Raw genomic sequence first — 22,456 nt, 5'->3', positions numbered from 1 at the left:
CGCTCACGAGCCTGCCCGCACGCCGGGGTGGAACTTCGGCACCCGCATGCTCACCTTCGTGCCCGAGCCCAACCCGGTCTCCACGACCAGGCCGAACCGGTCCCCGAAGACCGAGCGCAACCGCTCGTCGACGTTGGAGAGGCCGACGTGCTGGCCCGTGTCGTCGCCCGGGTCGCCGGTGCCGCGGGCCAGCTCGGCGATGCCGGCGGTCAGCGTCGTCGGATCCATTCCCACTCCGTCGTCCTCCACCGTGATGTGGCATTCGGCTCCCGCGTCCCGGGCCTCGATGCTCACCATGCCCGTGCCCGGCTTGCGGGACAACCCGTGGCGAACCGCGTTCTCCACGAGCGGTTGGAGGCAGAGGAACGGCAGCGTCACCGGCAGCACCTCCGGGGCGATCTGCAACCGCACCTGCAACCGGTCGCCGAACCGGGCTCGCTCGATGGTCAGGTAGCGGTCGATCGACCGCAGCTCCTCGGCCAGCGTGGTGAACTCCCCGTGCGCCCGGAACGAGTAGCGGGTGAACTCCGCGAACTCCAGGATCAGCTCCCGGGCCCGCTCCGGGTCGGTGCGGACGAACGAGCCGATCGCGGTCAGCGCGTTGTAGATGAAGTGCGGGCTGATCTGCGCCCGCAACGCACGGATCTCGGCGCGGGCCAGCCGCTCCCGCGACGAGTCCAGCTCGGCCAGGGCGAGCTGGTTGCCAGCCCAGTGCGCCGTCTCCAGGGTGGCCTGCACCAACCCCGGAGGCGGCGGGCTGTCGGCGACCGCCACCAGCGCGCCCACCACCCGGCCGTCCGCCGCCAACAACGGCGCGACCACCGCCCCGCGGACCGGGCAGTCGACCCGGTCGCAGTGCAGTTCCTGCTCACCCAGCACCGTCGAGCGGCCGCTGTCCACCGTCCCCTGGGCCGCCGCGAGCAGTTGATCTCCGTGGTGCGTGCCGCGCCCGTCGAGGGCCAGCAGCCGGTCGGCGTCGGTGAGCGCCAGCCCGACCGCGCCCACCAGCGCCCGCAGATGCCGTACGGCCTTCGCCGCGCCCGCCTCGCTCAACCCCGCTCGCAGCGGTTCGGCGGCCAGCCCGGCGGTGTGCAGCACCTCGTAGGTGGCCCGCTGGGTGGCCGTCGCGATGCCACGGCGGGCCCGCAACCGCAGCACCGCCAGCAGGGCTGCGGTCAGCGCGGTGACGAGTGAGACGACGCCGACCACGGCGGAGAGGTTGGCAGCCACGCAGCGATCCTCGCCCCTACGAGCCGAAGCGCCAACCCTCTAGTACGCGCCCTTGCGGGCGAGAACCACCCCGACGGTCCGCCACAGGATGCTCAGGTCGTACGCGAGCGACCAGTTGTCGACGTAGTAGAGGTCCAGTCGGACCGACTCGTCCCAGGACAGGTCGGAGCGGCCAGAGACCTGCCACAGCCCGGTCATGCCGGGGCGGACCAGCAGTCGGCGCCGCACGTCACCGAGGAAGTCACCGTCGTCGGCCGGTAGCGGCCGGGGCCCGACCAGCGACATCTCGCCCCACAGCACGTTGATCAGCTGCGGTAGCTCGTCCAGCGACGTGGCCCGCAGGAAGCGACCGACCGGGAAGACCCGAGGGTCCTCCTTCATTTTGAACAGCATGCCGTCGGTCTCGTTCCGATCGACCAGGCTGGCCAGCCGGTCCTCGGCGTTGACGTACATGGTCCGGAACTTCCACACCCGGAACGTGCGCCCCTCGTGCCCCACCCGGGGCTGGCGGAAGAAGACCGACCCTGGGTCGGAGATCCGGATCGCCACGCCGATGGCCAGGAAGAGCGGGACCAGCAGCAGCAGGCCGAGACCGGCAGCGACCCGGTCCATCAGGTTCTTGGCCAGCAGCGCCGGCCCGGAGAGGGTCGGCTCCTCGACGTGCAGCAGCGGCAGACCCTCGATCGGCCGGATGTGCACCCGAGGGCCGGCGATGTCGGTGAGCTGCGGGGCGACCACCAGGTCGACGCCGGAGCCTTCCAACTGCCAGGCCAGCCGGCGCAACTCGCCCGGCTCGGCGCTCGCCGACCCGCAGACGGCGATCGTGTCCCCGCCGACCTCACGGACCAGGGCCAGGACGTCGCGTCCGGCGTACACCGGAACCGGGGTCGGCATGCCTCTGGCCGCCGCGTACCCGTCGGTGATGTGGATGGCGACGGGCATCAGCCCGGCGGCCGGGCTGCGGGTGACCGCCGCGTAGACCTCCAGGCACTCGGGCAGGGTGCCGACAAGCACCATCCGGTGAGCAGCCTGGCCGGCCCGCCGCCGGATGTAGTGCAGCGCCCAGCGGGCCACGAAACGGCCCCACAGGATCAACAGCAGCGCGCCGAGCAGGGCCGTGCCGACCGTCCAGCGGGACAACTCGGTCTTGGTGGCGAACGCGAGGAACGAGACGCTCGCGGCGACCGTCACCCCGGCCCGGATGACCCGCTTGAACTCGTCCGGGCCGAGCCCCAGATAGCGCCTGTCGTAGGCCCGGTTGCTCCAGAGGATGACCACCCAGCCGAGCGGGAGCAGCAGGTAGGAGACGGTGTGGAACCACGTCGGGTCCTGCTGGGTGCCGGAGAACCCGGAGGCGGCCTGGTCGAACAGCTGGATCGCGATCCAACTGGCGAACGCCGCCGCGCCGAAGTCGAGAAGCAGCAGGATCGCGATGTAGGGGCGGTGCCAGCGGGAGACACGGCGTCGCGCCCTCGTCCAAGCCGACCGAGGGACGCCGTTGTGGGACGGCGGCGTCGGCGGCTGGATCTCGAAGCTGTCGACGTGCCGCACGAGTCTGCTCCGGCCTTCGTTGGTTACCGGGCGCTGGAGGCTTGCCGTCACCTCACCCATGTCCTCCCGCATGACACGGGCCGCTCACTCGGCGTGAAGGCCCGGGTCGCCCACCGTCCCAGTCTCCCACGCGGCCTCCGACCGGTCGTCGCCCCGAAGGAGATTGGCGACCGCCGGTGCTGGCGGGATCTGGCCGGCTCCGCACCATTTCAGAAGCCGGGGACCGGGCCACTATACCGATGGATGCGCGCGTGGCGAGAAGGGCGGACCGGAGCTTCCGCTCACTGAGGGCGATTCCGCTCCGTAGTCCTGAAGTGCAATTACTCACCGTACGAGGCGAGACAACCGACGGTCAGCGAGTGGCTTGCCGCCGGTCTGACAGGTGGGGCAGTACTGGAGGCTGGAGTCGGCGAACGACACCTCGCGCACGGTGTCCCCACAGACCGGGCAGGGCAGCCCGGTGCGGGCGTGCACCTTCAGCCCGGAGCGCTTCTCGCCCTTGAGCTCCGCGGCCCTCTGACCGAGGGACCGCTCTACCGCGTCGCCGAGGACCTGTCGGGTGGCGGCGTGCAGTGTGGCGATCTGGGCGTCGGTGAGCCGATCGGTGATCGCGAACGGGGACAGCTTCGCGGCGTGCAGGATCTCGTCGGAGTACGCGTTGCCCACCCCGGACAGCACCGACTGGTCGGTCAGCACCCCCTTGACCTGCCCCCGCCTGCTCCGCAGCCGCTCGGCGAAGAGAGGCAGATCCGCGGCGAGCGCGTCCGGGCCCAGCTTGGCCACCCCTGGGACCGTCGCGAGGTCGGTGACCAGATACGCGGCCAGCTTCTTCTGGGTGCCGGCCTCGGTGAGGTCGAAGCCGGAACCGTCGTCCAGGCGTACCCGCACCGCGATCGGGCCCTTGCCCGGACGCAGCGGGGTGGTGGCGGGGAACGCCTCCCGGTAGTGCAGCCAGCCTGCTCGCGCCAAATGCACCACCAGGTGCAGGCCGCCCTCGAAGAGGACGTCGAGGAACTTTCCGTGCCGACTGGCGTCGACCACCGCCCGGCCGGCGACCTCGGTCGGTGCCGGCTCGTACGTCTTCAGGGCGCTGATCGCGGCGATCTCCAGCCGATCGACGCGCCGCCCCACCGCGCGCTGACGCAGGTAACCCGCGAGCGCCTCAACCTCCGGTAGTTCGGGCACGACACAACGGTAGCCTTCTTTCCCGTGAGCGTGAGGAATGAGCTTGCGAGTCCCGCAATCGCGAACGAGAGGCAAGCTCCGTGAGAATCGTGGTGGCACACAACCGGTACCGGGAAGCCCAGCCTTCCGGTGAGAACACGATCGTCGACTCGGAGATCGCGCAGCTCACCGCCGCCGGCGTGGAGGTGCTGCCCTTCATTCGCAGCTCGGACGAGATCCCGTCGATGTCGAAGGCGGCGAAGGCGCTGCTGCCGATCTCGCCGATCTGGGCGCCGCGCGCCCAACACGACCTGAGCCGGCTGCTCACCGAGCACCGACCGGACGTTCTGCACCTGCACAACCCGTACCCCCTGATCTCGCCGTGGGTGGTGCGGACCGCGCACCGGCACGGCGTGCCGGTGGTGCAGACGGTGCACAACTACCGGCAGGTCTGCTCGTCGGGGATCTACTTCCGCGACGGCGTGATCTGTCAGGACTGCAAGGGTCGGGCGTTGGGTGTGCCGGCGATCAAGCACCGCTGCTACCGCGACTCGGCCGTGCAGAGCGCGCTGATGGCGACCACCCTGGCCGTGCACCGGGGCACCTGGCGCTCGGTGGACCGGTACATCGCGCTCACCTCGGCGATCGCCGATCACCTCCGCGACTACGGCATTTCGGACGAACGCATCGTGGTGAAGCCGAACTCCGTCCCCGACCCGGGTCGGCCGGCGCCGCTGGGTGACGGGTTCCTCTACATGGCCCGGCTCTCCCCAGAGAAGGGCGTCGACCTGCTGCTGGACGCCTGGCGTCGGCACCCGGTGGGTTCGTTGGGCACGCTGCGGGTGGCCGGTGACGGCGAGCTGCGCCCGCTCGTGGAGGCAGCCGCCGCCGAGCGACCCGACGTGGTCTACCTCGGTCAGCTCGACCGGGCCGGCGTGCAGGCGGCGGTCGAGGCGAGCGCTGTGGTGATCGCCGCCGCGATGTGGCACGACGTGCTGCCCACCGTGATCATCGAGGCGTTGGCGAACGGCCGGCCGGTGCTCGGTACGGCGTTGGGCGGTATTCCGTACCTGGTCGGGGCCGACGCCCCGCACGAGCCCGCCGGCACCGGGCCCGCCGAGAACGCCTCCGCAGTCGCCGGTCATGCCCCGCCACCGGCGGGTCCGCCGGCGGTGCCGGCCGGCCTGGTCACCGGCAGCGCCGGCTGGGTGGTCCCGCCGGAAGCGGCCGCGTTGTCCGCCGCGCTCCCGGTCGCGCGGGCCGGTGCCGCCGCGCTCTCCGCGTCGGCACGGCTGCGGTACGAGCAGACGTTCCACCCCGACGTGGTCATCAAGCGACACCTGGACATCTACGCGAGCCTGACCCGCCCTCACTGACCCCTGGTCGGGTCGGCCAGGGAGCGTTGTTGGCGGAGTTGTTCGAGGAGGGCGGTGTCGGCTTCGAGGTCGGGGTGCTCGACCTGCCGGTCGAGGTCGACGACGTGTTCGAGTTCCCGGATCGCCTGGTCCAGGTCACCATCTGCTTGGTGGATCATCGCGATGTTGTAGCGGGTGGTGGCTTCGCCGGTTCGGTCGCCGACTTTCCGCAGGATGGGCAGGGCCTGGTGGTAGTGGTCGAGGGCCCGCTGTCGATCCCCCAACCCGTCGTACGCGTGGCCGATGTTGTTGAGGGTGGTGGCTTCGCCGGCTCGGTCGCCGACTTCCCGCTGGATGGGCAGGGCCTGGTGGTAGTGGTCGAGGGCCCGCTGCTGATCCCCTGACCTGTTGTACGCGCCGCCGATGTTGTTGAGGGTGACGGCTTCGCCGGTTCGGTCACCGACCTCCCGCCGGATGGGCAGGGCTTGGTGGTAGTGGTCGAGGGCCCGCTGTCGATCCCCCAACCCGTCGTACGCGTGGCCGATGTTGTTGAGGGTGGTGGCTTCGCCGGTTCGGTCGCCGACTTCCCGCTGGATGGGCAGGGCCTGGTGGTAGTGGTCGAGGGCCCGCTGTCGATCCCCTGACCTGTTGTACGCGCCGCCGATGTTGTTCAGGGTGACGGCTTCGCCGGCTCGGTCACCGACCTCCCGCCGGATGGGCAGGGCCTGGTGGAAGTGATCCAGAGCCCGCTGCCGATCCCCCAACCCGTGATACGCGTGGCCAATGTTGTTCAGGGTGACGGCCTCGCCGGTTCGGTCACCGACCTCCCGCTCGATGGGCAGGGCCTGGTGGTAGTGGTCGAGGGCCCGCTGCCGATCCCCCAACTTGGCGTACACGTGGCCGATGTTGTTGAGGGTCGCGGCTTCGCCGGCCAGGTCACCGACCTGCCGCCGGATGGGCAGGGCCTGGTGGTAGTGGTCGAGGGCCCGCTGCCGATCCCCCAACCCGTCGTACACGAGGCCGATGTTGTTGAGGGTGGCTGCTTCGCTGCCCCGGTCGCCGTCCTGCTGGCACATGGTCAGGGCCTGCTGAAAGTCCTCCAGTGCCGGCCGGGGCCGACCGGTCGCCAACTGCGCCCAGCCACGTTGGTAGAGGGCGCGGGCATCCGGGCCGAGGGTCAGGGTCGCGGTGGCCACGGCCTCGACCGCCGCGAATCGCGAGGTACGCAACCACACCCAACACACCCGGACACCGGCATCGCGGGCGATCACCGGCTGCCGACCGGCGACGGCAAGCCGATGCACCTCGACCCAGCGGGCGAGGTTCCTCGGGTCAGCGGCCATCGGAACCGGCGGGGTCGAGGACCCAGAGTTGATAGAGGGACTGGGCGGCGGCGCCGCATGCCTCGATGTACTCGTCGTCGGTGATCAAAGGGCGAACGAGGGGGTGCAGGACGTTGGAGACGTAGTAGCGGGGCTGGCGGGTTTCGGGGTCGATGCCCTCTTCGAGCAGGCCGAGTTGGACGGCCCGCTGGAGGTGCCGATCGGCGTCGGCGTGTTGGTGCATCGCGTGGACGGTGGCGGCGGGTACGGGTAGTTCGACGACGTTGATCCTGGCGAGCATGCGGCGGAGTTCGAGGGGCTGGGAGTCGAGCAGGTTGTCGGCCAGCACCGTCTCGCGGCGGAACCTGTCGGTCTCGTTCTCGATGGCGGTGAGCAGGCCATCGATGTCGAGGGCAAGATCGTCGACGATCCGGTTGAGCCAGTCGAGCAGGCGGGGATTGCCCGCTGCGGCCTCGATCGCCCGGTCCCGGATGGCCGGGTCGATGGTGGATTCGGGGCGCAGGTTGGTCAGAATGGCGATCTTCTTGGTCTGCTCGACGGGGCTGAGGGTCTCCAGAGCCTCGACGGCGACGCTGGTGCCGGCCGGGGTGGGGAAGCGGTAGCGGCTGGTGATGATCACGCGGCTCGGGCTGCCGGTGTCGCGGATAGCGGTGAGCAGGGCGGGCAGGATCTCGGCCATCGCCGGGGAGAGCACCCGGCTGCCGTCGTCACGGGTGTCGAGGTTGCCGGTTTCGAAGTCGTCGAACACGAACAGGCAGGGTGTCCCGCCGAGTGGCCCGTCGGCGTCGAGCAGGTGCCGCAGCCGGGTCAGAAGGGGAACCTGTTCGTTGTCGAGGAGTGTGCCGGCCTCAATGGTCTGGTCGACGCTGTCGAAGCGAATCTTGCTGGTAACTTCGCGGAACTTGATGGCGTCGACCCGGCCGTACCAGACGACATGTTGATGGTTGGGCATGCGTTCCAGGAGCCGGGAGGCGAGGCTGCTCTTGCCGAGCCCACCCATGCCGGCCAGCAGCAGGCCCTGCGCCGCGCCGGAGGTGTCGGCGGGTTGCCGGAGGGCGCGCAGGCAGCGCTGGATGATCCGTCGTCGGCCGACGAACTCGGCGCGGGAGGCGACCCGGGACAGTTGGGTCTGCGGGTCCAGGAACTGCTGGTCGGCGGCGCGTACCTGCGACCGTTTGCGGCCTTTGGTGTTCAACGGTGTGACCAGGGGCGTCAGTGGGGACCGGTCGGCGTAGACCCGGAGCAGATGCCAGTAGCTGCTCTTCCTGTCGTGGAATAGGTGACGGCGGGCCTCGATGACGGCCCCGTCCAACGATTGGCCGTCGGCCAGGGCCTGGTAGAGCGCGGCGGCGAAATCGGTGGCGGAGACGTCCCCGACCGGCAGCGCCCAGCCCAGCACCACAGGGGCACCAGCATCGACCAGGCTCTCACTCATCGACGGGAACACCCCACCGTCGGGGGCGTCAGCGGTCAGGCAACCGGAGACGAACACCAGCCTCGGCCAGTGCCCCTGCATCGCCTCGACGATCTGGTCGGCCGTCGCACTCGCGGGCGCACCGAACTCGTCCTCCACCACGAAGACCGGCTTTCCGCCGTCGGTGGTGGCGTGCCCGCTCAGATGCAGCACGTCGAAGTGGCGGGGCCCATAGTCGCGGCTGAGGAATCGGAGCCCCTTCAGGGTGCCGCTCTCCTCGACCACCAGATCGGTGCCGGTCCGTCGCGTCGCGGCCAGGATCGCGGCCTCCTCGGCCTCGAAGTTGAGCACCGGCTCGACGCCTTCGGGCGAAGCTGCCATGAACAACACCCGCAACGGCCGGTTGCCCGGCGTGACCGGGCCGGTCAGCGCCGCGTGGGTGCCGACCGCACGGACCGGCAGCAGCGGCGCCCGCCCGGCCACGGTCAGGAACGCGCCCTCCCGCGCGAGCAGTTCCCAGGGCAGGTGCCGCAGCCGCTGCTCGGCGGTGACCCGCAACACCGCCCCGGCGGGACGGGCCAGGATCGGGGTCAGCCACCGCTGGTCGCCGTCGAGGAACTCCGCCAGCCGCGCCCCCAGCTCAGCCAGCCGGACCGCGCCGTACACCTTCTGTGCGGTGGCGTCGGGGCTGTAGTCACGCCGAACCAGCGCGACCAGCTCATCGACCGCGGCCCGGTCCAGGCGGCGGGTCCGGGGCGGCTCGCCGTCGGCGGACAGCCGCAGCTCGTAGTAGTTCGAGGTCTGCGCGAAGACCTCCAATTCGAAGGTGCCCATCTGCCCATCCCGTCGTGGCGGTCAGTTCAGTGCGGCCCGGTGTCGTCCGTCCGCATGGCGATCTCCAGCCGCGCCTGGCTGCCCTCGGCCAGCTCGATCCGGGTGCCGTCCGGCAGCAGCACGGTCACCGCAGCACCGTCCCGGCGGCGGGCACTCCACCACTCGGTGATCGTCTTGGCCACCTCGACCCCGGAGAACACCAGCCCGATCACCGCGATCACCATCTCGGCCGACCGCCTCACCTGTACCGGCGACACGCTGTCGTCCGGCCCCACGGCCCCGATCAGCGCGGCCCGCAGCTCCGCCGCCCAACTCGCGGCTTGCGCCCCGGACACCTCCACCGTGGCGTTTCCCATCGCCGCACCCCTCCCCCTGATGCGCCTGGTCAAGCCGGCCCAGGAGCGCCGATCTCTGGCCCATGCCAGGCGATCAACGGGTGGACCTTGGCGGCTACTGTACGTTTCATTCGCGTCCCGGGACCGCTTGGTGAGTCCGACCCAGGTGACGGGTTTCCGACTCGCTGACCGCATCCCGGCCATCGTGGGAAGAACAATGACGGCCCATGCCACCGCTGCACGCCGGGTCCGACCCTCGGCAACCGCCGCGTGGGCAACCGGGAGTAGCGGGAGGAGCGAGGTGAATCGGGAAACGTCGAGACCACGCCCCGTCGCCACCGCTGCGGCGACCACCGTCACCCGACACGTGGAGGTGCATCGGCTTGCTGTCGCCGGTCGGCAGCCGCTGATCGCCCGGGGTGTTGGTGACCGGGTGTGTCGGGTGTGGCTGGATACCTCGCGGTTCGCCGCGGTCGAGGCCATGGCCACCGCGACTCTGACCCTCGGCCCGGACGCTGGCGCCCTCTATCAGCGTGGCTGGGCGCGGTCGTCGACCGGTCGGCCCTGGCCGGCGCTGGACGACTACCAGCAGGCCCTGACCTTGTACCAGCAGGCCGGCAACCGGGCCGGCGAAGCCGCCACCCTCAACAACATCGGCCACGTGTACGACCGGTTGGGGGATCGGCAGCGGGCCCTGGATCACTTCCACCGGGCCCTGCCCATCCTGAGGGAGGTCGGTGACCGGGCTGGCGAAGCCGGCACCCTCAACAACATCGGCCACGTGTACGCCGGTTTGGGGGATCGGCAGCGGGCCATCGACCATTACCACCAGGCCCTCTCCATCGGGAGGGAGGTCGGTGACCGGGCTGGCGAAGCCACCACCCTCAACAACATCGGCGGCGTGTACAACCGGTTGGGGGATCGGCGGCGGGCCCTGGGTTACTACCACCAGGCCCTGCCCATCCGGCGGGAGGTCGGTGACCGGGCTGGCGAAGCCACCAGCCTCAACAACATCGGCCACGTCTACGACGCATTGGGGGATCGGCGGCGGGCCCTGGGTTACTACCACCAGGCCCTGCCCATCCGGCGGGAGGTCGGTGACCGGGCCGGCGAAGCCGTCACCCGGTACAACATCGCGATGGTCCACCAGGCGGCCGGTGACCTCGACCAGGCGATCCGGGAACTTGAACACGTCGTTGACCTCGACCGGCAGGTCGACCACCCCGACCTCGAAGCCGACACCGCCGTCCTCGAACAACTCCGCCAACAACGCGCGGAACACCGCGGTTCTGAACCGCCTGCGGGACCGTGAGGGCAGCGCTGCCGACGACGAAATGTCCTGACGCCAACGGGTGGCGTTCCGTCGACGCGCCCTGCCCTGATCGGCATGATCGCGCTCGATCCTGGTTGTAGTGGCCTCGAAGCAAACCGGTTAGCCCTATTTCCTGGATCGAGCGCGATCTTGCGGTGGCGCGGCGTGCCGACGGCGCGATCCTGGGGGGTGGGCGGCGCGGCGCGTGGGCGGGCTCAGCGCAGCGAGGCTCGGGCGGAGAAGGCGATGCTCGCCAGTAGGAAGCCGCCGTTGACGATCGTGAAGGCGACCATCACCCAGAGGACCAGAGCGGGGGCCACCGCGAGCACGACGGCGGCCACGAAGACCACAGCGCCGTAGTCGCGGACCAGCTTCACCAGGCGCACCGGCAGCGAGGTCGAGGTGACCATGCTGGCCGCGTTCGGGCCGGCCTGCATCACCGACGTCACCAGGTTGACCATCCAGGTGCCCGCGAAGGTCGCCACCAGCCAGGTCGGCGTGCCCGGCTCCTGGGCCACGGCGGTGGCGGCCAGGGCCGCCACCAGGGCGATCTGCGCGGCCACGTCGCAGAGCACGTCGACACGCGCACCGGCCGCGCTGCCCTGGCCGGTCACCCGGGCCAGCTGCCCGTCCGCGCAGTCCAGGGAGTACGCCACCTGCCAGCCGACCAGGGCGAGCAGGCCGACCACCCAGGCCGGTACGTCCCCGGCGGCGACCGGGCCGGCGAGCGCCACCACGGTGACCGAGGTGGCCAGCCCGAGCACCAGGTTGGTGATTGTCAACGCTGTCGGTCGCAGCCCGAGCCGCTGGGCGACGAGCGCGAAGACGGCCCCCAGCCACTGGCTGATCGACTCGCTGAACAGGCCGCCGCCCCGGTTCACCCGGTGGAAGTCGGCGACGGTGGGACGGGGGTCAGCCAAGCTGGTCGCGGATTGCACCGGCGTAGTCTGCCAGCCGCTCCCGGGTCTCGGTAGGCGACAGGGCCAGGTGTTCGAGGATGGTGTAGCGGTCCGGCCGGGTACGCGGCGCGAACTGCACCGCCTCGATGAACTGGTCGTCGGTGAGCGCCACCTCGGCGGGGAGCCGGGGCAGGCCGTGCCGGGCGAGGCAGGCCGACATCTCCCGGAAGCGGCGGAGATCTCCGCGCAGCCAGGTGCAGAACAGCGCACCCAGCCCGGCCAGCTCGCCGTGCGAGGCGGTCCCCGGAAAGAGCGAGTCGACAGCGTGCATGATCTCGTGGCAGCCGCCGCTGCACGGACGGCTGGTGCCGTCGACAGCCATCGCCAGACCGCTGGAGATCAACGCCTCGGCGAGGACGATCACGAAGGCGTCGTCGCTCATGTCGCCGGGGTGGTTGAGCACCGCTTCGGCGCCCGCCCGCGAGAGCGACGCGGCCAGCCCGTCGACTGGCTCACCGCGTACCTGTCGGGACAGCTCCCAGTCGGCCAGCGCGCTGATGTTGCTGATCACGTCGCCGATGCCGGCCCGGTTGTGCCGGTCCGGGCCGCTCTCCACGAAGTCCAGGTCGACGATCACCCCGATCGGGATGTGGACGCCGTAGGAGCCCTTGATCCCGTCGGTGATCAGGCTGGCCACCGGAGAGGCGATCCCGTCGTTGGCGAGGCTTGTCGCCACCGACACCATCGGCAGCCCTCGGCGGGTCGCCGCGTACTTGGCCACGTCGATGGTCTTGCCGCCGCCGATGCCGACCACCGCGTCGTAGGACCGGGCGCGGAGTTTGCCGCCCAGGTCGTCGGCGGCGTCCAGCGTCCCGCCGGAGACGGTGAACACGTCCGCCGAGCGCAGCGACGGTCGGATCAGCTCCGCGATCTGGGCACCCTGACCCGGGCCGACCACCACCGCGACGTCGCCCCCGGAGGAGATCCGCCCGTCGGCCAGGATCGCGCCCAGGTCGGCGACCGCCCCGCGTCGCACGTCGATGTGCAGTGGGGTGAGGACGCTCCGAGCTAGTAGAGGCACGCGATCTCCCGCGCGCGGGCCAGGTCGGCGTGGTTGTCGACCTCGACCCAGGGGACGTCACCGATCGGCGCCGCCCGCACCTCCCCGCCCCGGTCGGAGAACTCCTGGTAGCCGTCCTCGTAGTAGAGGTTCGGGTCCCGTCGCCAGGTCGCCTCCAGCGCGTCGGCGAGGGCGTCGGCGACCTGCGGCTCGATCAGCGTCGCGCCGATGTACTCCCCGTACGCCTCGCCCGGGTCCATGATCTTGGTGATCCGGGTGAGCTGGCCGGCGGCGTCGAAGGTGGTCTTCATCTCCTCCTCGGCCAGCGGCTTGAGGGTGTCCACCGCCAGCAGGATGCCGGGGCCACGCTCGGCGAGCAGGGTCTTCTCCACGCTCACCGGGTGCACGGTGTCCCCGTTGACAAGCAGCACCCCGCGCGCGAAGTACTGCCGGGCGAGCCAGAGCGAGTAGGCGTTGTTCCACTCCTCGGCCTTGTCGTTGTGCACCAGGGTGAGCGTGACCCCGTACCGCTTCTCCAGGTCGGCCTGCCGCTCGCGGACCGCGTCCGCCGCGTAGCCGACGACGATCACGATGTCGGTGAGCCCGACCTCGGCGAGGTTGCCCAGCGCGATGTCCAGGATCGTCGTCTCGCCGTCCACCGGCACCAACGCCTTGGGCAGGGTGTCGGTGTACGGGCGCAGCCGTCGTCCCGCTCCGGCCGCGAGCACCATTCCGATCATCGCGACATCCTCCCTAGTCCTGCTCCCGTCACCGGTGGAGGATAGCGCCGGCCGGGTGCGCCGCTCCGGCCAACCGGGTCAGCCGGGCAATGCCGCCAGGTCGGCGAGCATGGTCAGGCGCTCCTCCGCGCTGAGTACGGCGTACGGGCCGGCGGCCCGCCGGTCGGTTTCCAGTTCGATGGCGAGTCGCTCGGGGCCGGCCGGCAGGGCGGCGATGCTCGACGCGGTGTGCCCGGCGGCGGTCCAGGCGGCGGCGTGCGCGTCGGCCCGGTGGTGTCGCAGCGTGCCGAGCCGGTTGAGCAGCAGTACGCCCGACGGGGTGCCGTCCGGCTCGTACGGGGGCGCCAGCGCGGCGAAGGCCGAGGCGGCCGGGTTCGCCTCCTCGTCGGCCAGCACCAGGGCGTACGACAGCAGTCGGCCGAGCATGGCCACCAGCCGCGCCACCCGGTCGTCGTGGCCGGCCCACAACTCCTCGGTGACCTCGGCGTGCACCTGGTACAGCTCGGCGAGGAAGGCGGCGCCCCGCTCGGTGGCGGACAGCGCGCCGTCCGGGCCGCGGTAGATCATTCCGTGGGCCACCTGCTTGTCCACCGTCCGCCGGCAGGCGACCGGGTCCTGGTAGCGGGTGATCGCCGCGAACCCGGGCCCGTCGACACTGCCTCCGGGTGCGGCCAGTCGGGTGCGCAGGTCGACCAGGAAGCCGGTGGCGGTGATTCCGCCGTAGCGCTGGGACAACTCGGCGCCACCACCGTCCCGGCCGGCCAGGATGCCGGCGCGGAAGGTCCGGTCCACTGCCGGTGCGAGCAGTCCGGCGATCCGGTGGGGCGCCAGCTCGACGGTGTTCACAGACCGATCGACCGCAGGACGGCGAAGCCCTCCTCCGCGATCCGCCGGATCAGCCCGTCGTTGACGTCGCGGTGCTCGTCGAGCACTGTCACCTCGTGCTCGGCCAGCCAGCGGTACTCGGTGTGCTTGCCGGCCTCGAGCATCGGGCGGTCGAGGTCACCGTCGACGCGGACCAGGAAGTCGTGCTCGGTCCGGGCCAGGCCGTCGTCGCCGACGTAGCTGTACTCGCCCACCTGACCCAGGACGTGGGAGAGGACCCAGCCGGTCTCCTCGGTGATCTCCCGGCGCAGTGCCTCGTCGATGTCCTCGCCCGGCTCCACGTGGCCACCGACGATGTCCCAACAGTTGGGAAACAGGCGTCGGTGTGGTGAGCGGCGCTGAAAGAAGATTCGGCCGTCATGGTCGACGATCAGCGCGCCGGCGCAGCGCAGGGGCTCGGTGGACACCATCCGACAGTAGCCAGGGTCCGCAGCTTGTGCGATGCCGCTCTTGTCCCGGAAACATCCACCGACCACCATGTCCGTACCGAATGCCACCGTCCCAAAGGGGTGATGTGTGATGCAGGTACGGGATGCGATGTCCAGCCAGGTCCTCGTCGTCGGTCCGGAGCACACGCTCCGCCAGGCGGCCCGGATGATGTCGGCCCGCGGTGTCGGGTCGGCGGTCGTGATCGACCCGGATTCCGAGGGCGTGGGGATCATGACCGAACGCGACGTGTTGAAGGCCATTGGCGCCGGCCTCGACTGCGACGTGGAACGCACCGGCGCCCACCTGACCTGGGACGTGGTCTACGCGGGGCCGGAGTGGACGGTGGCCGAGGCCGCCGCCGCGATGGCCCGGGGTGGATTTCGGCACCTGGTGGTGCTGGACGGCCGGGAGGTGGCCGGCGTGATCTCCGTGCGGGACATCATGCGGGTCTGGTCGGAGAGCCAGGCGGTCGCCACTACCTGACCGACTGTGGTGTGCGGGGCCGGATCGATGGGTAGACATCCCTTGCGGGCGCGGAGATGCCGTGGCCCGTGGGGGAGGTCCCGATGCGCGACGCGGAGCGGCTGGTCGAGCAGCAGTACGCGATGCTCCTGCGGCGGGACGTGGCCCGTTTGCCGGATCTCTACGCACCGGAGGCGTTCTACGCCATGCCGGGCGTGACGGTCCGTCCGATCGAGCTGCCGGCGCTGCTGCGCACCTGGACGGGCGCCTTTCCGGATCTGCGGGTCGACCCGATGGGCGCGGTCCGCACGGGCGGTGGGGCCGCTGTCGAGCTGCGGCTGACCGGCACCCACACCGGCACCCTGCATTCGCCGTACGGCACCGTCGCGCCCACCGGCCGGCTGGTGAGCTGGGAGGTGGCCGACGTGGTCCGGGCCCGCAAGGGTCTGATCACCGCTTGGCGCTCCTACTTCGACTGGAGTCAGCTCCTCGACGCGCTCGGCGTGCGGCTGGAGGGACTTTCCCGGGCCGCGCAGCACGACGCGCTCGCCCTTCCGGTCTGATCTGCCGCCGACCGGTGGAGTCGGGTCACCCGACCCGGTGGCTCAGGATGCGGACATCGCCGTGCCGACCGCGCGTCCCCCGCCGCCGCCCGTACGCTCAACATCCATGACCGCCGAGCAGTTGATCTCCTTTGCCCGTGGGGCTCCCTCGCTGGACATCGTCGATGTCGAGGGGCTCAAGGCCGCCGCCGTCCGCGCCTTCGACGCCGACCCCGCAGGGGTGACGGCGTACGGCACCTCCGTCGGGTACCTTCCGCTGCGAAAGTGGATCGCCGAGAAGCACGGGGTCGAGGCCGACCAGGTGCTGGTCACCAATGGGTCGCTCCAGGCCGACGCGTTCCTCTTCGACCACCTGGTCCGCCCCGGCGACGCGGTGGTGGTGGAGCGCCCGACGTACGACCGGACGTTGCTCAACCTCCAGCGGATGGGCAGTGAGCTGCACAGCATCGCCGTCCAACCGGATGGTCTGGACACTGCCGAGCTGCGCAAGCTGCTGGAGTCCGGGGTCCGCCCCCGGCTCGCGCACGTCATCCCGAACTACCAGAACCCGGCCGGCATGACGCTGTCCCTGGAGAAGCGCCGGGAGTTGCTCGACCTGGCCGCCGAGTACGAGTTCACGATCTTCGAGGACGACCCGTACGCCGACATCCGCTTCCGTGGCGAGGCGTTGCCATCGATGCTCTCGCTGGACACCCGCAACGTGGTGGTGCACGCGTCGAGCTTCACCAAGACGGTCTGCCCGGGTGTGCGGGTCGGTTACCTGGTCGGCCCGGCCGACCTGATCGCCTCCATCGCGAAGAACGCGACAAGCCTCTACATCTCTCCCGGGATGGTGTCCCAGGCGATCGTTCACCAGTTCTGCGTCTCCGGCGACATCGACCGCTCGATCGAGACGGTCCGGGCAGCGCTGGGCGAGCGGGCCCAGGTGCTCGCCGAGTCGTTGCGCCGGCACCTGCCGCAGGCGCGGTTCGTGGAGCCCGACGGCGGCTACTTCCTCTGGGTGGAGTTCCCGGAGGACGTGCTGGTCGACCGGCTCGCCCCGGCGGCGGCCGAGCGCGGGGTCGCCGTGGTCAAGGGCAGTGACTTCGTGCTGGACGGCGGGCGGCACGCTCTCCGACTGGCCTTCTCGGCGGTGACCGCCGACAAGATCGACGAGGGTGTTCGGCGGCTCGCCTCGGCCGTCGAGGCCGTCCGCAGCTGACGTAACTGTCGGGTTCCTGACAGAACGACGATGCCGGCCGTCCCGGGGCTCCCCTCCGGGCGGCCGGCTGGCCCACAATGCTGCGAGCGTCACCCCGCCAGCGGCGGAGTACACCGCCCGGCCTCCGGGCCGGCCCCGCCGGGTTGACGCGGCAGCACAACCTCCCGCCCCCACAGGTGCCGGGTGGGCCGTGTCGTTCCCCCGCACACCCCCCGATGCGGCCCGGCCCGCCCGGCGCCGCCCCCAGGCGACCGCCGTCACACCGGTCCTCGACCGCGATCGGCGTAGCCTGCAAGCCGCAGCTGAGCGCGGGAGGTGACGCGATGACGGATCGGACAGAGCGGGACCGGACGGCACCGTCGACCACCGGTCGGGTGCTACGACCTCGGGCGTGGCCCTCCCCGGTCCGGGCGATGACCCGGATCCTCAACGCCGACGGCTCGCCGCCCGTGCCGGCCCCGACGGGCACGGGCACCGGTCGCAGCGCTGTGGTCGACTGCGCGCTCTACGTCGACGGCAAGCGGCAGCCCGGCGACTGGACCTACGCGGCGGCGTTGGCCGCTGCCCGCCGTGAGGAGCACGGCTTCGTCTGGATCGGCCTGCACCAGCCGGAGCTGGCCGAGATGACCGCCATCGCGGAGACCTACGGCCTGCACGAGCTGGCCGTCGAGGACGCCGTCAAGGCCGAGCAGCGCCCCAAGCTGGAGCGGTTCGGCGACGTCGTCTTCCTGGTGCTGCGCACCGCTCGCTACTGCGAGCACACCGAGCTGACCGAGAACTCCGAGGTGGTGGAGACCGGGCAGGTGATGCTCTTCATCGGCCCGAACTTCGTGATCAGTGTCCGGCACGGGGATGCCTGCCGGCTCGCCCCGATCCGCGCCGACCTGGAGACCAAGCAGGAGTTGCTGCTGCACGGCCCGTGGGCGGTGGCGTACGGGGTGACGGACCGGGTGGTCGACCTCTATCTGGAGGTGGCCGACCAGATCGAGGACGACCTGGACATGCTGGAGGCCGAGGTCTTCGACCGCCACGGCCACGGGCGGATCCAGCGGATCTACCAGATGAAGCGGGAACTGGTGGAGTTCAAGCGGGCGGTGGTGCCGTTGCAACGGCCGCTGATGACGCTGACCTCCCAGGTCAACCGGGACGTGCCAAAGGAGATCCGCAAGTACTTCCGGGACGTACAGGACCACCTGAGCCGCACCGTGGAGCAGGTGAACTCCTACGACGACCTGCTGAACTCGATCCTCCAGGCGCGGCTGGCCCAGGTCACCGTCGACCAGAACAACGACATGCGCAAGATCGCTGCCTGGGCCGGTATCGCCGCGGTCTGGACCGCCATCGCCGGCATCTACGGGATGAACTTCGACAACATGCCCGAGCTGAAGATGACCTACGGCTATCCGGTGGTGTTGGCCCTCATGCTCGGCGTCTCGCTGGCCCTCTACCGCTGGTTCCGCCGCAACGGCTGGCTCTGATCTCGCGGTAGCGCCGCTCACACGGAAGCGCCGACGAGTGGGTCCACCCACTCGCCGGCGCCCGATGCGCTGCTGTTGACGTCAGCGGCGGCCGTTGGTGCGGGCCGTGTCCTTGCCCAGCGCCTTGGTGAGATCGTCGGTCGGACGACCGGAGACGTCGGTGGCGCCCTCGGCGACCGACGGGACCTTGTCGGTCGGGCGGACACCGGTCTGCTTGGCCGGGGCGGTGGTGCTGGCGCTGGAGCCGCCGGCCACCGCCGAGCTGCCCGCGCCTGTCATCGCCGCGCCGGACATGGCGGACCCGTCGGACCCGCGGGCGGCGGAGGGCGTACGTACCTCGATCGAGTCGACTTCGTCGCGCATCGGCTCCAGGGTGCTGCGGGTCGGGTCGTACTCGGCCCACTCCTGCTGCTCCCGGCGGCGACGCAGCGCGACCGCGCCGGCCACGCCGGCGATGGCACCCGCCGCCAACAGGCCGGTCATCATCGAGCCGCGACGACGCGGCTGCTTCTTCTTACCGGTGATCCGCATGGTCTTCGACTTGGCCTTCCTGGTCAGCGGCCCTGCCTGCGCGGCGCCGTCACGAGCAGCCGCCGCCAGCGGTGCCAGCGTGGTGAGAGTCGTCCCCCAGCCGGTCGACGCGCGGTCGCGTACCTTCGCGGCGGTCGGTGCGACGTAACCCCGGGCCACCTGGACCCGCGGGCCGACGGTCGCGCCGGCGCCCTTCGCGGCGTGGTTGGCTGCCAGCATCAGGTGGCTGATGCTCTGGTTCAGCTCGGCCTTTGCCAGCTGCCCCTGGGACTTACGCCGCCCGAATCCAAACACGGTCCTACCTCCTGGGAGTTGTTCCTTCGTCATCCTCCACCTTCGGATGCCTCCGCGATGCCAGATCGGGCACATGGGAGGATCCGCATGGAACTGACCAACGAGTGAGGAGTACCCGTGGCCGAGGCTATCTACGCCACCCTGCACACCAACGCTGGCCCGATCCGGCTGGAGCTCTTCCCCAACCACGCGCCGAAGACCGTCCGCAACTTCGTCGACCTGGCCGAGGGCAACCGTGAGTACACCGACCCGCGCACCGGTCAGCCGGGCAGTGGTCCGTACTACGACGGCACCATCTCGCACCGGGTGATCAGCGGTTTCATGGTCCAGATGGGCGACCCGACCGGCACCGGCCGGGGCGGACCGGGCTACAAGTTCGCCGACGAGTTCCACCCGGAGCTGCGGTTCGACCGTCCGTACCTGCTGGCGATGGCGAACGCCGGACCGGGCACCAACGGTTCGCAGTTCTTCATCACGGTGTCCCAGACGCCGCACCTCAACAACCGGCACACCATCTTCGGCCAGGTCGCCGACGAGCAGTCGGTGAAGATCGTGGATTCGATCGCGAGCACCCCGACCGGTCCGAGCGACCGTCCGCTCCAGGACGTCGTCATCGAGCGGGTCGAGATCGAGCGGTCCGCTTCCTGAGCGACCGGCGAGGTACCTTTGCTCGCATGATTGAGCGCTCCGGAGCACGGCCGGTGCCAGCAGACCGTGTGGTGTTGGACGGAGGGTCGGCCCGGTGAGCGAGTCTCCGCCGACCACCCCGGTCTGCTACCGGCACCCCGGCCGGGAGACCTACGTCCGGTGCTCCCGCTGTGACCGGCCGATCTGCCCGGACTGCATGCGGGATGCCGCGGTCGGGCACCAGTGCCCGGAATGCGTCAACGAGGGGCGTCGCAGTGTCCGGCCGGCGCGTACCGCCTTCGGCGGCGGTACGGCCGGCCGGCACGGCTATGTCACAAAGGCGCTGATCGCCGTGAACGTGCTGTTCCTGCTGGTGTCCATCGCCTCCGCACGGGGCGGGGACGCGGCGGTGGGCGGCTCCGGCTTCGGCGGCCTGATGGGTGGCAGCACGCCGCTGACCGAGTGGGGTGCGGTGCTCGGCCGGGCCTACCTCTCCGACTACACGCTCGGCGGGATCGCCGAGGGCCAGTGGTACCGGCTGGTCACGGCGATGTTCCTGCACTACGGCGTGCTCCACCTGCTGCTCAACATGTGGGCGCTGTGGGTGCTCGGCCGGTCGTTGGAGGCCAACCTCGGGCGGGTGCGGTTCGCCGCGCTCTACCTGATCGCCGGCCTCGGCGGCAACGTGGCCGCCTACCTGTTCAGCAGCCCGCGGGCGGCCACCGTCGGCGCGTCGACCGCCGTGTTCGGTCTCTTCGCCGCGCTGATCATCATCGAGCGCAGGTTGGGCCGGGACATTTCCCGGATCATCCCGATCCTGGTGATCAACCTGGTGTTCACGCTGGCCGTGCCGGGCATCTCGATCCCCGGGCACCTGGGCGGGCTCGTGGTCGGCGCGCTGATGGCGTTGGTGCTCGCGTACGCGCCGCGCGGTCGGCGGACGCTGGTGCAGGTCACCGGTGGGGCACTGATCCTGCTGATCCTGCTCGCGCTGGTGCTCTTCCGGACCGCCGCGCTGCTCACCTGACAGGGCGGGCGGCGCGCAGGACGGAGGCCACCTCTTCCGGGGTGGCCCCCAGGTCGTACCGGCCGAACAGATGCAGCGAGTTGCCCGCGTCGATCTCCAGGGTCTCGCTGGTCAGCCCCAGCCGGGGCCGCCGGTCGACGGCGATCGCCTCGACCGCCGACCAGGGCAGCAGCCGTCGGCTGGCGAAGCCGTGGATGACGGTGAGCCCGGCCGGGTCCACCGCCAATCGGACCGGCGCGACCAGGTCACGTACCGACCAGCCGGCCAGCGCGGCGGCGGCCAGGACGGCCAGTGCCAGGCGGACCGGGTCGCCGTCGGCGAAGAGCAGCCCGAGCGCGACGAGCAGGACGGCGCCGGCCAGCTTCGCCGCCGGCAGGCTCGATGGCACCCGCCACTGCTGTGCCGGGGAGGTCTCATTCACCCGCCCAGCATGCCAGCGGACGTCGGATTCCGGCACCTCGTGCGGGTGTGGCCCGACGACCGGTCGATCGACGACGTAGGATCGGGGCAGCCCAAGTTACCGGGGAGTAAACATGAGTGACGCGGTCATCGTCGGCGCGGTACGTACCCCGGTCGGGCGGCGCAAGGGCAGCCTCGCCAGCGTCCACCCGGTCGACCTCTCGGCGCACGTGCTGCGCTCCCTCGCCGAGCGCACCGGGCTCGACCCGGCCCAGGTCGACGACGTCTTCTGGGGCTGTGTGTCCCAGGTCGGCGAGCAGTCGTGGAACATCGCCCGCAACGGCGTGCTCGCCGCCGGCTGGCCGGAGACGGTGCCGGGCACGACCCTGGACCGGCAGTGCGGCTCCAGCCAGCAGGCCCTGCACTTCGCCGCCGCGACGGTGCTCTCCGGTCAGGCCGACCTGGTGGTCGCCGGCGGCGTCGAGTCGATGACGAGGGTGCCGATGGGTTCCAGCGTGGCCGGCGGCATGCCGTTCAGTGACCAGCTTCGCGCCCGTTACCGGGGCGTCGAGGGCTTCGCCGACGACGCGCCGCTGCCGTTCAACCAGGGGGTCGGGGCCGAGCTGATCGCCCAACGGTGGCGCCTCTCGCGTACCCAACTGGACGAGTTCGCGCTGGCCAGCCACGAGAAGGCGGCCGCCGCGCAGGACGCCGGCGCGTTCGACCCGGAGCTGACAGCGGTGCCGCTCGCCGACGGTGGCAAGTTCGCCGCCGACGAGGGCATCCGCCGGGAGACCTCCCTGGAAAAGCTGGGTGAGCTGGCCACCCCGTTCCGCGCCGACGGCGTGGTGACCGCCGGGTCCGCGTCCCAGATCTCCGACGGCGCCGCAGCCCTCGCGGTGACCACCTCCGACTGGGCCAGCCGGCACGGCCTGCGCCCGCTGGCCCGGATCCACACCGCAGTGGTCGCCGCCGACGATCCGGTCGCCATGCTCACCGCGCCCATCCCGGCCACAGCGAAGGCGCTGCGCCGTGCGGGGCTGGGCATCGAGGAGATCGGCGTGTACGAGGTGAACGAGGCGTTCGCCCCGGTGCCGCTGGCCTGGCTGGCGGAGACCGAGGCGGACCCGGAGCGGCTCAACCCGCGCGGCGGGGCGATCGCCCTCGGCCACCCGCTCGGCGGCTCCGGTGCCCGGATCATGACCACCATGCTTCAGCACATGCGGGACAACGGCATCCGCTACGGCCTGCAAACCATGTGCGAGGGCGGCGGGATGGCCAACGCCACCATCGTCGAGCTGATCTGAGGACACCGCCGCCCGC

General features: G+C 70.9%; 22 protein-coding genes. 9 read left to right on the top strand and 13 right to left on the bottom strand.

Annotation, left to right across the window (positions count from 1 at the left end):
- Window positions 1–3 precede the first annotated feature (3 nt).
- The 3 genes from NIE111_RS29680 to NIE111_RS29670 all read right to left on the bottom strand — a co-directional run bounded on the left by NIE111_RS29680 (window position 4) and on the right by NIE111_RS29670 (window position 3,966).
- Window positions 4–1,230, bottom strand: coding sequence for a sensor histidine kinase (locus tag NIE111_RS29680; protein WP_238687554.1), 1,227 nt, complete (start codon window positions 1,228–1,230; stop codon window positions 4–6).
- Between the two features lie 39 nt (window positions 1,231–1,269).
- Entirely contained in the window at window positions 1,270–2,841 is a 1,572-nt protein-coding gene (locus NIE111_RS29675) for a sugar transferase (protein ID WP_238687694.1), read from the bottom strand.
- A gap of 264 nt (window positions 2,842–3,105) precedes the next feature.
- Entirely contained in the window at window positions 3,106–3,966 is an 861-nt protein-coding gene (locus tag NIE111_RS29670) for an Fpg/Nei family DNA glycosylase (protein WP_238687553.1), read from the bottom strand.
- Between the two features lie 80 nt (window positions 3,967–4,046).
- Between NIE111_RS29670 and NIE111_RS29665 the strand changes: the two genes are divergently transcribed.
- A complete protein-coding gene (locus NIE111_RS29665) occupies window positions 4,047–5,321 on the top strand; it encodes a glycosyltransferase (RefSeq protein ID WP_238687552.1) in 1,275 nt (424 codons plus the stop codon).
- Here the strand turns inward: NIE111_RS29665 and NIE111_RS29660 are convergent.
- From NIE111_RS29660 to NIE111_RS29650, 3 genes are read right to left on the bottom strand one after another with little or no spacing between them, the layout of a single operon-like run.
- Window positions 5,315–6,643, bottom strand: a complete 1,329-nt coding sequence (locus NIE111_RS29660) for a tetratricopeptide repeat protein (protein ID WP_238687551.1) — start codon at window positions 6,641–6,643, stop codon at window positions 5,315–5,317. The genes NIE111_RS29665 and NIE111_RS29660 overlap by 7 nt on opposite strands.
- Window positions 6,633–8,891 (bottom strand): CHAT domain-containing protein, encoded by a 2,259-nt coding sequence (locus NIE111_RS29655; RefSeq protein WP_238687550.1) that lies wholly within the window; start codon window positions 8,889–8,891, stop codon window positions 6,633–6,635. Before NIE111_RS29655 ends, NIE111_RS29660 begins: the two co-directional genes overlap by 11 nt.
- 26 nt (window positions 8,892–8,917) lie before the next feature.
- Window positions 8,918–9,247, bottom strand: coding sequence for an effector-associated constant component EACC1 (locus NIE111_RS29650; protein ID WP_238687549.1), 330 nt, complete (start codon window positions 9,245–9,247; stop codon window positions 8,918–8,920).
- 280 nt (window positions 9,248–9,527) lie between these two features.
- On the opposite strand from NIE111_RS29650, the gene NIE111_RS29645 reads away from it, so the two are divergent.
- On the top strand, window positions 9,528–10,538 hold the full coding sequence (locus NIE111_RS29645; protein ID WP_238687548.1) for a tetratricopeptide repeat protein: 1,011 nt from the start codon (window positions 9,528–9,530) through the stop codon (window positions 10,536–10,538).
- Between the two features lie 215 nt (window positions 10,539–10,753).
- On the opposite strand, the gene NIE111_RS29640 is transcribed toward NIE111_RS29645, so the two are convergent.
- The 5 genes from NIE111_RS29640 to NIE111_RS29620 form a co-directional block, all read right to left on the bottom strand.
- A complete protein-coding gene (locus NIE111_RS29640) occupies window positions 10,754–11,476 on the bottom strand; it encodes a CDP-alcohol phosphatidyltransferase family protein (protein ID WP_091396866.1) in 723 nt (240 codons plus the stop codon).
- Window positions 11,451–12,518: an iron-containing alcohol dehydrogenase family protein gene (locus tag NIE111_RS29635; RefSeq protein ID WP_196929021.1), complete on the bottom strand. Its 1,068-nt coding sequence runs from the start codon at window positions 12,516–12,518 to the stop codon at window positions 11,451–11,453. Before NIE111_RS29635 ends, NIE111_RS29640 begins: the two co-directional genes overlap by 26 nt.
- Window positions 12,506–13,237: a phosphocholine cytidylyltransferase family protein gene (locus NIE111_RS29630; protein ID WP_238687547.1), complete on the bottom strand. Its 732-nt coding sequence runs from the start codon at window positions 13,235–13,237 to the stop codon at window positions 12,506–12,508. Before NIE111_RS29630 ends, NIE111_RS29635 begins: the two co-directional genes overlap by 13 nt.
- Window positions 13,238–13,315: 78 nt before the next feature.
- Complete coding sequence (locus NIE111_RS29625) at window positions 13,316–14,083, bottom strand: hypothetical protein (protein WP_238687546.1); 768 nt, start codon at window positions 14,081–14,083, stop codon at window positions 13,316–13,318.
- Complete coding sequence (locus NIE111_RS29620) at window positions 14,080–14,532, bottom strand: NUDIX domain-containing protein (protein WP_238687545.1); 453 nt, start codon at window positions 14,530–14,532, stop codon at window positions 14,080–14,082. Before NIE111_RS29620 ends, NIE111_RS29625 begins: the two co-directional genes overlap by 4 nt.
- A gap of 109 nt (window positions 14,533–14,641) precedes the next feature.
- Here NIE111_RS29620 and NIE111_RS29615 point away from each other — a divergent pair, with 109 nt between their 5' ends.
- The 4 genes from NIE111_RS29615 (at window position 14,642) to corA (ending at window position 18,255) form a co-directional block, all read left to right on the top strand.
- Window positions 14,642–15,034 (top strand): CBS domain-containing protein, encoded by a 393-nt coding sequence (locus NIE111_RS29615; RefSeq protein WP_030487774.1) that lies wholly within the window; start codon window positions 14,642–14,644, stop codon window positions 15,032–15,034.
- Window positions 15,035–15,117: 83 nt separating this feature from the next.
- Window positions 15,118–15,576, top strand: coding sequence for an ester cyclase (locus NIE111_RS29610; RefSeq protein ID WP_238687544.1), 459 nt, complete (start codon window positions 15,118–15,120; stop codon window positions 15,574–15,576).
- A 106-nt stretch (window positions 15,577–15,682) separates the two neighbouring features.
- The gene (locus NIE111_RS29605) at window positions 15,683–16,777 is read left to right on the top strand and encodes an aminotransferase-like domain-containing protein (protein WP_238687543.1); all 1,095 of its coding nucleotides are present in this window, start codon (window positions 15,683–15,685) and stop codon (window positions 16,775–16,777) included.
- Between the two features lie 323 nt (window positions 16,778–17,100).
- Window positions 17,101–18,255: a magnesium/cobalt transporter CorA gene (gene corA, locus NIE111_RS29600; protein ID WP_238687542.1), complete on the top strand. Its 1,155-nt coding sequence runs from the start codon at window positions 17,101–17,103 to the stop codon at window positions 18,253–18,255.
- 81 nt (window positions 18,256–18,336) lie between these two features.
- Here corA and NIE111_RS29595 read toward each other — a convergent pair whose 3' ends face one another.
- Window positions 18,337–19,113 (bottom strand): hypothetical protein, encoded by a 777-nt coding sequence (locus NIE111_RS29595; protein WP_238687541.1) that lies wholly within the window; start codon window positions 19,111–19,113, stop codon window positions 18,337–18,339.
- A gap of 84 nt (window positions 19,114–19,197) precedes the next feature.
- Between NIE111_RS29595 and NIE111_RS29590 the strand changes: the two genes are divergently transcribed.
- Window positions 19,198–19,728: a peptidylprolyl isomerase gene (locus tag NIE111_RS29590; RefSeq protein WP_238687540.1), complete on the top strand. Its 531-nt coding sequence runs from the start codon at window positions 19,198–19,200 to the stop codon at window positions 19,726–19,728.
- A gap of 94 nt (window positions 19,729–19,822) precedes the next feature.
- Window positions 19,823–20,734, top strand: a complete 912-nt coding sequence (locus NIE111_RS29585; RefSeq protein WP_238687539.1) for a rhomboid family intramembrane serine protease — start codon at window positions 19,823–19,825, stop codon at window positions 20,732–20,734.
- Here NIE111_RS29585 and NIE111_RS29580 read toward each other — a convergent pair.
- Complete coding sequence (locus NIE111_RS29580) at window positions 20,727–21,155, bottom strand: PH domain-containing protein (protein ID WP_238687538.1); 429 nt, start codon at window positions 21,153–21,155, stop codon at window positions 20,727–20,729. The genes NIE111_RS29585 and NIE111_RS29580 overlap by 8 nt on opposite strands.
- Before the next feature lie 112 nt (window positions 21,156–21,267).
- Here NIE111_RS29580 and NIE111_RS29575 point away from each other — a divergent pair, with 112 nt between their 5' ends.
- Entirely contained in the window at window positions 21,268–22,440 is a 1,173-nt protein-coding gene (locus tag NIE111_RS29575; protein ID WP_238687537.1) for a thiolase family protein, read from the top strand.
- The last annotated feature ends 16 nt before the right edge of the window (window positions 22,441–22,456 follow it).

This window comes from Micromonospora hortensis (genome assembly GCF_022230935.1).
In the GTDB taxonomy this organism is placed as follows: domain Bacteria; phylum Actinomycetota; class Actinomycetes; order Mycobacteriales; family Micromonosporaceae; genus Micromonospora; species Micromonospora hortensis.
This window is presented reverse-complemented; position numbering and strand designations above follow the sequence as displayed.